At 73.3% G+C, this 13200-nt stretch carries 13 protein-coding genes and 1 pseudogene; 3 read left to right on the top strand and 11 right to left on the bottom strand.

Going from position 1 to position 13200, the window contains the following annotated elements; translation table 11 throughout:
* Positions 1-17: 17 nt before the first annotated feature.
* The 6 genes and pseudogenes from ACWPXV_RS11980 to glmS all read right to left on the bottom strand — a co-directional run bounded on the left by ACWPXV_RS11980 (position 18) and on the right by glmS (position 6414).
* The gene (locus ACWPXV_RS11980) at positions 18-824 is read right to left on the bottom strand and encodes a hypothetical protein (protein WP_454085443.1); all 807 of its coding nucleotides are present in this window, start codon (positions 822-824) and stop codon (positions 18-20) included.
* On the bottom strand, positions 821-1342 hold the full coding sequence (gene tsaE, locus ACWPXV_RS11985; RefSeq protein ID WP_454085444.1) for a tRNA (adenosine(37)-N6)-threonylcarbamoyltransferase complex ATPase subunit type 1 TsaE: 522 nt from the start codon (positions 1340-1342) through the stop codon (positions 821-823). Before tsaE ends, ACWPXV_RS11980 begins: the two co-directional genes overlap by 4 nt.
* Positions 1339-2487 (bottom strand): alanine racemase, encoded by a 1149-nt coding sequence (alr, locus tag ACWPXV_RS11990; protein ID WP_454085445.1) that lies wholly within the window; start codon positions 2485-2487, stop codon positions 1339-1341. The genes tsaE and alr overlap by 4 nt, the downstream gene beginning before the upstream one ends.
* Positions 2488-2518: 31 nt before the next feature.
* Positions 2519-4060, bottom strand: a complete 1542-nt coding sequence (locus ACWPXV_RS11995) for an NAD(P)H-hydrate epimerase (RefSeq protein WP_454085446.1) — start codon at positions 4058-4060, stop codon at positions 2519-2521.
* A gap of 157 nt (positions 4061-4217) precedes the next feature.
* Positions 4218-4571 (bottom strand): holo-ACP synthase, encoded by a 354-nt coding sequence (locus tag ACWPXV_RS12000; protein WP_454085447.1) that lies wholly within the window; start codon positions 4569-4571, stop codon positions 4218-4220.
* Positions 4568-6414 (bottom strand): annotated as a pseudogene (glmS, locus tag ACWPXV_RS12005) (glutamine--fructose-6-phosphate transaminase (isomerizing)). The gene ACWPXV_RS12000 and the pseudogene glmS overlap by 4 nt, the downstream one beginning before the upstream one ends.
* Before the next feature lie 125 nt (positions 6415-6539).
* Between glmS and ACWPXV_RS12010 the strand changes: the two are divergent.
* From ACWPXV_RS12010 to coaA, 3 genes are all read left to right on the top strand, one after another.
* Positions 6540-7253 carry a DUF6318 family protein gene (locus ACWPXV_RS12010; RefSeq protein ID WP_454085448.1) on the top strand — a complete coding sequence of 238 codons (714 nt, stop codon included), beginning with the start codon at positions 6540-6542 and terminating at the stop codon, positions 7251-7253.
* A 359-nt stretch (positions 7254-7612) separates the two neighbouring features.
* Positions 7613-8056, top strand: a complete 444-nt coding sequence (locus tag ACWPXV_RS12015) for a hypothetical protein (RefSeq protein WP_454085449.1) — start codon at positions 7613-7615, stop codon at positions 8054-8056.
* A 150-nt stretch (positions 8057-8206) separates the two neighbouring features.
* On the top strand, positions 8207-9178 hold the full coding sequence (gene coaA, locus ACWPXV_RS12020; protein ID WP_454085450.1) for a type I pantothenate kinase: 972 nt from the start codon (positions 8207-8209) through the stop codon (positions 9176-9178).
* On the opposite strand, the gene ACWPXV_RS12025 is transcribed toward coaA, so the two are convergent.
* The 5 genes from ACWPXV_RS12025 to ACWPXV_RS12045 form a co-directional block, all read right to left on the bottom strand.
* Positions 9175-9873 carry a DedA family protein gene (locus tag ACWPXV_RS12025; protein WP_454085451.1) on the bottom strand — a complete coding sequence of 233 codons (699 nt, stop codon included), beginning with the start codon at positions 9871-9873 and terminating at the stop codon, positions 9175-9177. The two genes, coaA and ACWPXV_RS12025, sit on opposite strands and share 4 nt — an antisense overlap.
* Positions 9874-9968: 95 nt before the next feature.
* Positions 9969-11321, bottom strand: coding sequence for a phosphoglucosamine mutase (gene glmM, locus ACWPXV_RS12030; protein ID WP_454085452.1), 1353 nt, complete (start codon positions 11319-11321; stop codon positions 9969-9971).
* 206 nt (positions 11322-11527) lie between these two features.
* The gene (gene rpsI, locus ACWPXV_RS12035) at positions 11528-12019 is read right to left on the bottom strand and encodes a 30S ribosomal protein S9 (RefSeq protein ID WP_454085453.1); all 492 of its coding nucleotides are present in this window, start codon (positions 12017-12019) and stop codon (positions 11528-11530) included.
* A gap of 44 nt (positions 12020-12063) precedes the next feature.
* On the bottom strand, positions 12064-12507 hold the full coding sequence (gene rplM, locus ACWPXV_RS12040) for a 50S ribosomal protein L13 (RefSeq protein ID WP_251304001.1): 444 nt from the start codon (positions 12505-12507) through the stop codon (positions 12064-12066).
* Between the two features lie 223 nt (positions 12508-12730).
* Entirely contained in the window at positions 12731-13195 is a 465-nt protein-coding gene (locus tag ACWPXV_RS12045) for a DUF5709 domain-containing protein (RefSeq protein ID WP_454085454.1), read from the bottom strand.
* Positions 13196-13200 lie beyond the last annotated feature (5 nt).

Here is a 13200-nt window from a genome sequence, read left to right on the forward strand (position 1 = left end):
TCCGCCGTCGGCGGCGGTCACCCGCCGGGCTGCTCCGGGCGCGGGCCGTCGGCGTCGGTGTCCTCGGGCGGCGGCGCCATCCCGGCGTGAACGTCGGCCACGATCCGCGAGTCGGCCTGGCGGTACTGGCGTACCAGCAGGATGGCGACCCCCGCACCGGCGAGCACGATGACACCGATCGGGATGAGCGGGGAGAGGGTGCCGTCCTCCCCCTCGGACGTGCTCGGCACGGCAGCGGGCGGCGACTCCCCGCGCCACGCGGCGAGGAAGCCCTGGAAGACCTCGGCGGGCAGGGCGCCCTGGAGGACGCTGCGTGCCCCCTCGGTGAGCGGCCACACCTCCCCCTCGAGCAGGCCGAACCAGCCCTCGACGGTGTCGTCGCGGATGAGGACCGTGCCGGAGGGGATCTCCTGGAGGGCGGCGGCGAGCTCGGTGTCCTCGGTGACGTCGAGCAGCTCGAGCGAGCCGCCCTCCGCACCCGCGCGGACCACCCCCACCGGCTCGGGCGTGTCGGCGGTGCGCCGGACGACGGCGGCGACCCACTCCTCGACGGGGGCGGCCGGGACGTCGGGCTCCTCACCGGCGACGTAGGCGTCGTTCCACGTCGCGACCCGGCGCGGGGCGCCGAGGGTGAGGTCCTCACCGAGGTCGGCGACGGCGTCGTCGCCCTCCTCGGCGAACCAGGCGGAGACCTCGGCGGGCACGTCGGTGGCCGAGGCGCTGGGCGTGGGCTCGCTCGGCGCGTCTGTCGCGGCGGTGGCCGCGGCGGGGTGAAGCAGGACCGCGGCCGCGAGGAGCAGCCCGGCCAGCCGGCGTCTGGTCACCGGACGGTCCCGGCCGGGTCCGCCCCGAGGGCGGCGGCGACGTCGACGCCCTCCCACCGGGGCCCGTGGGCGTGGATCGTCACGGTGCGGGCACCGGCGTCGGCGACCTCGTCGGCGTCCCGCAGGCCTCCGCGCGGCCGGCCGACCATGACCTCGAGGCGGTCCTCGGCCAGCCCCTCGACCAGGCCCTCGCCCCACTCGACGACGGTGACGGAGTCCTCCAGGGAGCTGTCGAGGTCGAGGGCGTCGACCTCGGCGAGGGACTGGAGGCGGTAGGCGTCGACGTGGACGAGGTCGGGCCCCTCCCCCAGGCTCGGGTGGGCGCGGGCGATGATGAAGGTGGGCGAGGCGACCTGGCCGCGCACGCCGAGCCCGGCGCCGATGCCCTGAGTGAGGGTGGTCTTCCCGGCGCCGAGGTCCCCGGTGAGGACGACGAGGTCGCCGGCGCGCAGGACCCCGGCGAGGCGGCGCCCGAGCTCGCGGGTGGCCTCGGGGTCGGCGGGCTGCCAGGTGGTCATGAGGGGTCCTCCTGCGAGACGTGGGTGCGAGGGATGCGGCTGCCGAGGCGGGTGACGATCTCGTAGCTGATGGTGCCGGCGGCGTCGGCCCAGTCCTGCGCCGTCGGGTCGCCGTCGCGGGCGTCACCGAGGAGCACCGCGCGGTCACCGACCGCCACGTCCGCGCCGTCGGGCCCGAGGTCGACGACCACCTGGTCCATGCTCACCCGCCCGGTGACCCGGCCGCAGTGCCGGCCGACGCGCACCGGCCCGGCGTTGCCGGCGTGGCGGGGGATGCCGTCGCCGTAGCCGAGGGGGACGAGCGCGAGCCGCCCGGCCGACGGCGTCGTGTAGGTGTGGCCGTAGCCGACCGGTGTGCCGGCGGGGACGTCCTTGACGTGGACGACCTCCGCCTCCAGCCGCATGGCGGCACGCAGGCCGAGGGCGACGGCGTCGGCGACGTCCGGGGCGGGTGAGAGCCCGTAGAGGGCCAGGCCCGGGCGGACGAGGTCGAGGCGGGTGTCGGGGTGGAAGAGGGTGCCGGAGGAGGCGGCGAGGTGGCGGACGGCGGGCCGCAGCCCCGCCCGCTCGACAGTGGCGACGGCGTCGCGGAAGGCCGCGAGCTGCGTGGCCGTCGTCGGCTCGGCCGGCTCGTCACCGCGGGCGAGGTGGGACCAGATGCCGACGACGTCGACGGTGCCCTCCGCCGCGAGACGGGCCGCGTGGTCGACGAGCTCGGTCCACTGCGCGGGCCGGGCGCCGCCGCGGGCCATGCCGGTGTCGGCCTTGAGGTGGACGCGGGCGGCGCGGCCGGTGACGCGGGCGGCGGCGGCGAGCTCGTCCAGGGCCCACGGCGCCGACGCCGAGAGGTCGAGGTCCGCGGCCAGCGCGTCGGCGAGCGGGGCCCCGGGGCCGTAGATCCAGGTGAGGAGGGGCGCGTCGACGCCCGCGGCACGCAGCTCGAGGGCCTCGCCGAGCTGGGCCACCCCCAGCCACGTCGCACCGGCCGCCAGCGCCGTGCGCGAGACCGGGACGATCCCGTGCCCGTAGGCGTCCGCCTTGACCACGGCCATGACCTCCGCGGCACCCGCGACGGCCCGCAGCCGCTCGATGTTCGCGCGGATGGCGGCATGGTCGACGACCGCCCGTGCCGGGTAGTAGCTCACGGTGCCGAGTCTGCCACGGTGCCGCGCGGCCTCAGCGGTCCGCGAGCAGCGCGGCGACGACGCCGGGGACCGCGTCGGCAACCTGCAGGGCGGTGACGGGCCCGCCGGCCGAGGCGCGCGCGCCGGCGCGGCCGTGGACGAGGGCCGCGGCGGCGGCGAGCTCGGCGGTGAGGGTGCCGTCGGGGTCCTGGCGGTCGGTGAGGTCCTCCCCGCGGACGGCGAGCAGGGCACCGAGGACCCCGGCGAGGACGTCACCCGTGCCGGCGGTGGCGAGCCAGGGCGTGCCGTCCGCCTGGCTCAGCGCGGCACCGCCCGGGGCAGCGACGACGGTGGTCGGTCCCTTGAGGAGGACGACGGCGCCGGTGAGCGCGGCAGCCCGGCGGGCCAGCTCGAGCGGTGCGGCCTCGACGTCACCGCGCTCGGTCTCCTCCCCGCGGGCGGTGAGCAGCCGGGCCAGCTCCCCGGCGTGCGGGGTGAGGACGGTGGTGGGGGCGAGCCGCTCGGGCGCGAGGGCCAGGGCGCCGGCGTCGAGCACGGCGGGGACGCCGTCGTCGAGGGCGCGGCGGAGGGCGTCGCGCACGTCGTCGGCGCGGGCGTCGTCGTCGGGGTCGATGCCGCTGCCCAGGGCCCAGGCCTGGACCCGTCCGCTGCCGACCACGACCTCGGGGAAGCGCGCGTGGATCATCCGGGCGACGGCGTCGGGGCCGAGGTAGCGGACCATGCCGAGCCCGGTGCGCAGCGCGCCGGCGGCGGCGAGGACGGCGGCGCCCGGGTAGGTGGTCGAGCCGGCGACGAGCCCGAGCACCCCGCGGGTGTACTTGTGGTCGGTGGCGACGGGCGCGGGGAGGAGGTCGGCGACGTCGGCCGGGGTGAGGCGGCGCAGCGCCGGCTCACCGAGGTGGGGGGCCAGGCCGATGTCGACGACGACGACGCGTCCCGCCAGCGCCTCCGCGGGCTGGACGAGCAGGCCGGGCTTGGCGGCGCCCATCGTCACGGTGACGTCGGCGCGCAGCACCGGGCCGGGGACGGCGCCGTCGTCGACGCCGATGCCCGAGGGGACGTCGACGGCGACGACGGTGGGCTCGTCCGGCATGAGCGCACGCTGGTCCGCGAGCGCGGTGACGATGCCGGCGAGGGGCTCCCGCAGGCCGCCGCGGGCGCCGATGCCGGTGAGCCCGTCGACCCACACGCCGGCGCGGTCGGCGAGGACGGCGAGCTCTGCGTCGCGGGGGCGGCCGCCGTCGTCGAGGACGTGGCGGACGCGCACGCCGGCGCTGCGGGCCGCGTCAAGAGCACGCTCGTGCGGCCGGACCGTGCACAGCGCGGCGACGACCTGCAGCCCCCGCCGGGCGAGGTAGCCGCCGGCGTACAGGGCGTCCCCGCCGTTGTTGCCGCCGCCCACGAGGAGGAGGACCGTGCTCCCGCTGCGGCGCGCCCCGAGCCGGCGCAGCTCGCGCAGCACCTCGGTGGCGACGGCGAAGGCGGCCTGCGTCATCAGCTCGTCGGGCGCGGTGGAGGCGAGCAGCGGAGCCTCGGCCGCCCGGACCGCCTCGGCCTCGTGCGCACGGATCATGCCCTCATTGTGTCGCGTGCCCCCGGACCCCGCCGCCGAGCCAGGCCCCCCTCCCACCGCCGACAGCTGAGTTGTTACCCGCGGCAACCACCGCGGACGGAGTGAGCCCCCACTACCAGGAACAACTCAGCTGTCGGCGGAGAGACGGGGCGGCGGCTCAGCGCTCGGCGAGGACCATGGCGGAAGCGATCCCGGCGTCGTGCGAGATCGACAGGTGCCAGGTCCGGATCCCCAGCTCCTCGGCCCGCGCGAGGACCGAGCCGCGCACGTGGACGACGGGCGCCCCACCGACCACCCGCTCGACCGTGCAGTCCTGCCACGACATCCCGCCCGGCGCGCCGAGCGCCTTGGCGATCGCCTCCTTGGCCGCGAAGCGCGCCGCGAGCGAGGCGGGCGGCAGCCCACGCTCCTCGGGAGTGAAGAGCTTCTCCCGCAGCCGCGGGGTGCGCTCGAGCGTCCGCATGAAGCGCTCGACGTCGACGACGTCGATGCCCACCCCGACGATGCTCACTCGACGGTGACGGACTTCGCGAGGTTGCGCGGCTGGTCGACGTCGTAGCCCTTGGCGCGGGCCAGCTCGCCCGCGAAGATCTGCAGCGGGACGACGGAGACGAGCGGCGTCATGAGCGTGGGCGTGGGCGGGTAGCGGAAGACGACGTCGGCGAAGGTGACGTCGTCGTCGCCGTCCTCGGCGATGACGAGGTGCGCGCGCCACGGGCGCGGATCTCCTGGATGTTGGAGATGACCTTGGCGTGCAGGGTGGGACGGCGCGGGGTGGGCACGACGACGAAGACCGGCTGGCCCTCCTCGATGAGCGCGATCGGGCCGTGCTTGAGCTCGCCGGCCGCGAAGCCCTCGGCGTGGATGTAGGCGAGCTCCTTGAGCTTGAGCGCGCCCTCGAGCGCCACCGGGAAGCCGACGTGGCGACCGAGGAAGAGCACCGACGTCGCGTCCTTCATCGAGCGGGCGACCTCACGCACCTCCTCCTGGCGGGCGAGCACCTCCTCGATCTTCGCGGGGATGCGGCCGAGCTCGGTGAGGTAGTCGGCGACCTCGTCGATGTACTTGTTGCCGCGCAGCTGGGCGAGGTACAGGCCGAGCAGGTAGGTCGCGGTGATCTGCGCGATGAAGGCCTTCGTCGAGGCGACGGCGACCTCCGGCCCGGCGTGCGTGTAGAGGACGGCGTCGGACTCGCGGGCGATGGTCGAGCCGTAGGTGTTGACGACGGCGAGCACCTTGGAGCCCTGCTCGCGGGCGTGGCGCACCGCCATGATCGTGTCCATCGTCTCCCCCGACTGGGAGATGGCCACGACGAGGGTCTTCTCGTTGACGACGGGGTCGCGGTAGCGGAACTCGTGGGCGAGCTCGACCTCGACGGGGATGCGGCACCAGTGCTCGACGGCGTACTTCGCCACGTGGCCGGCGTAGGCGGCCGTGCCGCACGCGACGACGATGATCTTGTCGATGCTCCGCAGGATCGTCTCGTCGATGCGCAGCTCGTCGAGCTTGAGGCGCCCGAGCTCGTCGGTGCGGCCGAGCAGCGTGTCGGCCACGGCCTGCGGCTGGTCGTGGATCTCCTTGTCCATGAAGGAGTCGAAGCCGCCCTTGACGGCCGCCGCGGCGTCCCACTCGACGGTGAAGGCGCGCGGCTCGACCGGCTGCCCGCCGGCGTCGACGACCCTCACGGAGTCCCCGGTGATGGTGACGACCTGGTCCTGGTCGACCTCGAGCGCGGACTTCGTCTGCGAAACGAAGGCGGCGACGTCGGAGCCCAGGTAGTTCGCGCCGTCGCCCAGCCCGATGACGAGCGGGGAGTTGCGGCGGGCGGCGACGATCGTGCCCGGCTGGTCGGCGTGGACGGCGAGGAGGGTGAAGGCGCCCTCGAGCCGCTTGGTGACCTCGAGCATCGCGGCGGTGAGGTCGCCGTCGTAGAGGCGACCGAGGAGGTGGGCGACGACCTCGGTGTCGGTCTGCGAGGCGAAGACGGCGCCGTCGGCGAGGAGCTCGTTCCTCAGCTTGGCGAAGTTCTCGATGATGCCGTTGTGGATGAGCGCCAGGCGCCCGTCGCCGGACAGGTGCGGGTGGGCGTTCTCGTCGGTCGGCGCGCCGTGGGTGGCCCAGCGGGTGTGCCCGATCGCGGCCTGCGTCCCGGGCAGCGGCTCGCGCTCGAGCTCGTCGAGCAGCCCCTGGAGCTTGCCGGCCTTCTTCCGCACCGCGAGGGCGCCGTCGGCGACGACGGCGATGCCCGCGGAGTCGTAGCCCCGGTACTCGAGACGGGCGAGCCCGTCGAGGACGACGTCGACAGGCGGGGTGCCCGCGGTCGAGACGGACACTGCTCCCACGATTCCGCACATGGGTTCCAGCGTAACGGCCACCGACCCGCATTCTGCACGCGGGGGCCGTCCACAGATCTTCATGAGGGACTGACATTCGAGCGACTGGGCTCTAGGTTGTCCATCACGTGCGATGGGGGACGGTCATGAACCAGGTCGACGGCTGGACCATGCGGCTCCTTGCGGGCAGCGGCGGTGACGTGGCGCGCAGACGCGTGACGACCGCGTCGCACGACGCTGCAGCCCGACGCTCTCGGAGGAGGACACGGGGTCCGAGGGTTGCCGCTCTCATCAGCCTGCTGACGATGTCGGCTTGCAGCGCCGACCCCGAACCCATGCCCAGCGACGACCCCACGGCCACGGCCACGGCCACGGCCACGGCCACGCAGGAGACACCGAACTCCGGAGCAGTGCCCACACCATGGCCTGAGCCGGCACGTCCGACCGCTATGGAGCGGGACGGCATCGAGGGGGCGACGGCGGCGGCCGAGTACTTCCTCGCGCTCTACCCCTACGTGTACTCCACCGGAGACCTGGAGGTCTGGCGGGAGATGTCACACCCGGAGTGTGAGTTCTGTACGAACACATCGGAGGATGTGGCTGAGATGCACGGTGATGGAGGATTCGCCGTTGTCGGGGAGTTTGTTGTCGACGACGTCGTCGCACACCCACCGGACGAGGAGTTTCCCCACTTCCGCGTCGAGTTCACGGGCACTGAGGGTCCGTCGAGCCTCTACTCGCGGGACGGCGAGCTCGAGCTGAGTTCTCCGGGTGGCGCCGGCTCCTTCCGCTTTGCGGTCATCCGACAGGCGGGTGACTGGCAGATCCGGGAGGCGCTCGCTGAGAGTGAGGAGAGATGAACGGCGTCGTGACTGCTTCGCTTCTCCTCCTCACTCTCGTGCCATCCGAACGAGCTGGGTCTGACCAGGATGCGCTGTGGGCCGAGCTCCGCGGCAACGCCACCCACGTTGTCGACTTCTTTGCCAGCGACCGAGAGTCAGAGGGTCCTGCGCGCGGCCGCTCGTCAGGCGCCTCCTCCCCAACCACCTCCTCCGGGAGCGGCCGAGGCGGTTCGAGCGCGTCGGCATGCATCCCGCGCGTCCGCGTCCTCGACGGTGTCGCACAGCGAGGGTCGGCGTGCCCCGACGGGTCCGCGAGCGAGGGCGAGACGGGCGGGCTCGTGTGGGTGCCGGCGGGGGAAGGAGCCGACGACCCGGCCGTGGAACCACTGGTCGTGACACGGGAGGACGTCGAGTCACTCCTTGTGGACTCCGGCAGCCTCGAGGTGCAACCAGACCAACCGTGGGTCCTCGTCAACGCCGAGACGATCGTGTTCACCGATGCCGCCGAGCACGTGCTGACCACGCAGCCGCTCGGCCTCGACGTCGAGCTCCGCGTCGTGCCGGTGCAGCACACCTGGGACTTCGGTGACGGCAGCGTCCCCTTCGTGGGCCGCGACCCGGGTGCGCCCTGGCCGGACCACACCGTCGCCCACACCTACAGCACAGTGGGCGAGGCTCGGATCACCCTGCACACCGAGTGGGACGCCCACTTCCGCGTGGAAGGAACGAGCGCCTGGGTGCCGGTCACCGGGCGGCCGGTCACTGTGGCGACCAGTGACCCGTTCCAGGTCCTTGCCGCGGTCCCGCGACTGACGGGCTGACGTGCGCTTGCCGTCTGCTCCGGCGCGGTCGCGGTCGCGGTCGCGGTCGGCAAGAGTGCTGTGGGAATAAGTCGGCTCTCGGCGGAGGGGGTGGACGCGGCGGGCCGACGGCGGTGCGCACCACCCGCCGCCGTGCGCCAGACTGGTGCCGTGACGTCCCCGCAGGCAGCGACGTCGGCGACGCAGCCGGCCACCTCTCCCTTCCTCGAGTTCGACCGCGCGGCGTGGAGCCGGCTGTCGGCCGCGACCCCCCAGCCGCTCACCTCCGCGGACATCGACCGCCTCCGGGGTCTGGGCGACCCCGTGGACCTCACCGAGGTCGACACCGTCTACCGGCCGCTGTCCCGCCTGCTGTCGCTGTACGTCGCGTCCTCCCGGCGCCTCGGCTCGGTGACCTCGACCTTCCTCGGGGAGCGGATGGGCCGCACGCCCTTCGTCATCGGGGTGGCCGGCTCGGTCGCCGTCGGGAAGTCGACGACGTCGCGGCTGCTGCGGGAGATGCTGCGCCGCTGGTCGGGGATGCCGCGGGTGGACCTCGTGACGACGGACGGCTTCCTCCACCCCAACGCCGAGCTCGAGCGCCGGGGCCTCATGTCCCGCAAGGGCTTCCCCGAGTCCTACGACCAGCGCGCGCTGCTCCGCTTCCTCAGCGCGGTGAAGTCCGGCGTCCCCGAGGTCACCGCCCCGGTCTACGACCACCTCACCTACGACATCGTCCCGGGCCGGGAGATCACGGTGCACCGCCCCGACGTCCTCATCGTCGAGGGCCTCAACGTCCTGCAGCCCGCCCGCACGACGTCGGACGGCGCACCCAGCCTCGCGGTGAGCGACTTCTTCGACTTCTCGATCTACGTCGACGCCCGGACGAGCGACGTGCGCCGCTGGTACGTCAACCGCTTCCTGTCGCTGCGGGAGACGGCCTTCGCCGACCCCCGCTCGTACTTCCACCGCTACGCGGCGCTGAGCGACGAGGAGGCCGTCGAGACGGCCACCCGGATCTGGGGCTCGATCAACGAGCCGAACCTCGAGGAGAACATCCTGCCCACGCGTGGGCGCGCCTCCCTCGTGCTCACGAAGTCCGGTGACCACCGCATGCACCGGATGCGGCTGCGCAAGATCTAGCCGGGCGTGCTCGTGCGCTCGTCGCGGCGCGGCTCGGCGGGGTCCGGCGCGGCCACGTAGTCCGGGGCAAGGACCTCCAGGCTCTCGGGCAGCTTGCTGCCGAAGCGGCGGTGCACCCACTGCAGGGCCGCGTCGACGACGAACCCGATGACCACCCCGCCGGCGACGCCGACGGCGATCGCCACGAGCGGGTGGTCGTGGAGGAACACGCCGGCGCCGATCCCCAGGAGCGTGGAGTACCCGCCCCACACGAGGGCGGCGATCGCGGCGATGAGGATGAACCGCGGGCGGGGGAAGTGGACCGCACCGGCCGTCATGTTGACCGCTACCCGCCCGATCGGGACGAAGCGCGCAGAAAGGATGAGCACGGTGCCCCGCTGGGCCAGGGCGCGCCGGGCCCAGGCGAGGCTGGCCTTCCCGCGCTTGCCCTGGAAGATGCGCAGCCGGTCGATGGGCACCTTGGTGCCGATCGTGTAGGCGATGAGGTCCCCGGTGAAGGCGCCCACCGCCGCGACGAGGACGAGCAGCCACAGGCTGGGGCCGTCGCCCGTCATCGCGAGCACCGCGACGCCGATGACGATCGACTCGCTGGGCACCGGCGGGAAGAACCCGTCGATGGTCGCCAGGACGAGGACCGCGACGAGCAGCCACGGGGAGTCGGCCATGCCGAGCACCCAGGCCTCGATCGCCGCCATGGCCGCCGTCATCGGGCACCGGTTCGTGTCACCGGACCATTAGACCTTGCCGGGCACCCCGGTGTCACCGGGGATCACCCTGAGGAGACCCTGGGTCAGCCGAGCGCGAGACGCGCGCGGACGACGTCGGCGAGCTCCCCCGCGACGGCGTCGGCCTCCTCCTGGGTGGCAGCCTCGACCATGACCCGCACGAGCGCCTCGGTGCCCGACGGGCGGAGCAGGACGCGGCCGGTGTCGCCCAGGCGCTGCTCGGCGGCGGCGACGGCGTCGCGCAGCCCCTCGTCGGTGCCGGCGCGGACCTTGTCGACGTCGGGGACGTTGATGAGGGTCTGCGGGAGGCGGGTGACGATCGAGCCGAGCTCGGCGAGCGAGCGCCCGGTCTCGACCACGCGCGCGGCGAGGAGGAGCGCGGTGAGGAGGCCGTCGCCGGTGGTCGCGTGGTCGCTGGCGATGATGTGGCCGGACTGCTCGCCGCCGAGGCTGAAGCCGCCCGCGCGCATCGCCTCGAGGACGTAGCGGTCACCGACCGCCGTCTGGACCGTCCGGATCCCGGCCTCGCGCATGGCGAGGATGAGCCCGAGGTTGCTCATCACCGTGACGACGAGGGTGTCCTCGGCGAGCCGGCCCTGCTCCTTGAACGCGGTGGCGAGGATGCCCATGATCTGGTCGCCGTCGACGATCGTGCCCTCGTGGTCGACAGCGATGCAGCGGTCGGCGTCGCCGTCGAAGGCGACACCGAAGGCAGCGCCGGAGGCGACGGTGACGGCCTGCAGCTGCTCGGGGTGGGTGGAGCCGCAGTCGTCGTTGATGTTGCGGCCGTCGGGCGAGGCGTTGATGACGACGACGTCGGCGCCCGCCTCCCGCAGCGCGAGCGGGGCGATGTCGCTGGCCGCGCCGTTGGCGCAGTCGATGGCGATCCGCAGGCCCTCGAGCGGCCGGCCGGTCGCGGCGACGAGGTGGTCGATGTACGTGCGGTCCGCGGCGCGCGCGTCCTCCTCGATGCGGCCCACGCCGTCACCGGTCGGGCGGTCCCACGCGGCGCCCAGGCTCTCCTCGATCGCGTCCTCGATGGCGTCCTCGAGCTTGAAGCCGCCGTGGGCGAAGAACTTGATGCCGTTGTCGGGCATGGGGTTGTGCGAGGCGGAGATGACGACGCCGAGGTCGACGTCCGTCGTCGCCGTCAGGTGGGCCACGCCCGGGGTGGGGAGCACGCCGACCTCGACGACGTCGACGCCCGCGCTCGTGAGCCCGGCGGCCAGGGCCGCGGAGAGGAAGTCCCCGGAGATGCGGGTGTCGCGGCCGATGACGGCGCGGGGGCGGCGTCCCTCAGCGCCGGCGGTGGCGGTGAGGACCCGTGCCGCTGCCGCTCCGAGGCCGAGGGCGAGCTCCGCGGAGATGTCGCGGTTGGCGAGCCCGCGCACGCCGTCGGTTCCGAACATTCGGGGCATAGCTGTGTTCCTCACATGTATAGGTCAGTGGTGCCAGTCCCATGGTGCCAGGCCAGTCCCCAGCACCCCCTCCCCCCTGTCCGCATATGCGGGCTTTCTGCCGCCCTCAGCCGCGAGCGACCGCAGAATTCGCGCATATGCCGACCAGTGGAGGGGAACGCGGAACGGCCCCGCCTGACGACGGGGCCGTTCCTTCCAGCGCTGGATCAGCGCTTGGAGTACTGCGGGGCCTTACGGGCCTTCTTGAGGCCGGCCTTCTTGCGCTCGACCGCGCGGGCGTCGCGGGTGAGGAACCCGGCCTTCTTGAGTGCCGGGCGGTTGGAGTCCTCGTCGATCAGGTTGAGGGCGCGGGCCACGCCGAGGCGCAGCGCACCGGCCTGGCCGGAGATGCCGCCGCCGTGGATCCGCGCGACGACGTCGAAGCGGCCCTCGATGTCGAGCAGCGAGAACGGCGAGCTCACCAGCTGCTGGTGGAGCTTGTTGGGGAAGTAGTCCTCGAGCGAGCGACCGTTGATGGTCCACTGGCCCGACCCGGGGACGAGTCGGACGCGCGCAACCGCTTCCTTGCGGCGGCCGAGCGCCTGCCCGGGGGCGGTGAGGCTCTGACCGGCACCCGCGGCGGGTGCGTCGGTCTCGGTGGTGTAGCTGCTGGGGACGTTCTCGTCGTCCAGCTCGATCTCGGGAGTGGTCTCAGCCACAGTTCTCCTCGTGTCCTGGTGAGAGGCTGCCGAGTCCTTGCGGACTACTGGGCAACCTGGGTGATCTCGAAGGCCTGCGGCTGCTGCGCGGCGTGGGGGTGCTCCGGGCCTGCGTAGACCTTGAGCTTCTTCAGCTGCTCGCGACCGAGGGTCGTCTTGGGAACCATGCCGCGGACAGCCTTCTCGATCGCGCGCTCCGGGAAGCGCTCGAGGAGCTGGGCGTAGCTCGTGGCCTTGAGGCCACCCGGGTAACCCGAGTGACGGTAGGCCATCTTGTCGTCGAGCTTGCTGCCGGTGAGGGCGACCTTCTCCGCGTTGATGACGATGACGAAGTCACCGTTGTCGACGTGCGGTGCGAAGCTCGGCTTGTGCTTCCCACGGAGCAGGGTGGCGACGTGGGTCGCCAGTCGGCCGAGGACGACGTCGGTAGCGTCGATGACGTACCAGTTCTTCTCGACGTCGCCGGGCTTCGGTGTGTACGTGCGCACGGGCGTAGCCTTCGTTTCTCTGTCGTCGGGCGGCGTCGTGCGCGTTGGCGCAAGGGCCGTCCATGGTCTGGTGGTGCTCGCTGAGCGCATCCGCGCCGCTGCGCCGGCGAGTGGGAGCACCGGGGAGCGCAAAGGGATGCACAACGACATCCAAGAGTACCGCCGTCCGCCGCGCTGGGTCAAAGGCGGCGGACGACGGCCTGAGTGAGACGTGCCACGCGGGTCAGCCGGGCGTGCCGCCCTCACCGGTGAGTCCGATGGGGTCGTCCTCCTCGCGGATGCGCATGGCGGCCTCCTCGGCCGTGGCCGCGCCGCCGGCGACGCCGACGTCCTGGGCCATCACGTCCTGCTCCCGCTCACCGAGCGGCCCGACGGCCTCCTCGGACACGGACTCGATGCGGCCGGCGCGGTCGGGCTCGCGGTGCGCCTCCGGCTGCTGCGGCTCCTCCCACACCTCGGGCTCCTCCTGGTCGAGCCGCTCGGCGATCGTGTCGCCCTCGATCTGCTCGGCCTGGGTGAGGTTCTTGCCGCGCAGCGGGTCACGGTCCAGCGGGACGTAACCCTCGTCCATGACGTCGTCGACGCCACGCTGCTCGAGGGTGTCCTCCTGAGGCAGCTTGTCCGTGTCTCCCTCGCCGGGCAGCGACGGGTCGGGGCTGGTTGCTGGGGTGTCTCCTGGCTCGGTCATGCCCT

The organism is Georgenia sp. Marseille-Q6866, from assembly GCF_965111665.1.

Excerpts from the sequence above, each read along its gene's own strand:
- tsaE (WP_454085444.1), bottom strand. The coding sequence starts at position 1,342 with ATGACCACCTGGCAGCCCGCCGACCCCGAGGCCACCCGCGAGCTCGGG.
- ACWPXV_RS11995 (WP_454085446.1), bottom strand. The coding sequence starts at position 4,060 with ATGATCCGTGCGCACGAGGCCGAGGCGGTCCGGGCGGCCGAGGCTCCG.
- ACWPXV_RS12010 (WP_454085448.1), top strand. The coding sequence starts at position 6,540 with ATGAACCAGGTCGACGGCTGGACCATGCGGCTCCTTGCGGGCAGCGGC.
- ACWPXV_RS12025 (WP_454085451.1), bottom strand. The coding sequence starts at position 9,873 with ATGGCGGCGATCGAGGCCTGGGTGCTCGGCATGGCCGACTCCCCGTGG.
- glmM (WP_454085452.1), bottom strand. The coding sequence starts at position 11,321 with ATGCCCCGAATGTTCGGAACCGACGGCGTGCGCGGGCTCGCCAACCGC.
- ACWPXV_RS12045 (WP_454085454.1), bottom strand. The coding sequence starts at position 13,195 with ATGACCGAGCCAGGAGACACCCCAGCAACCAGCCCCGACCCGTCGCTG.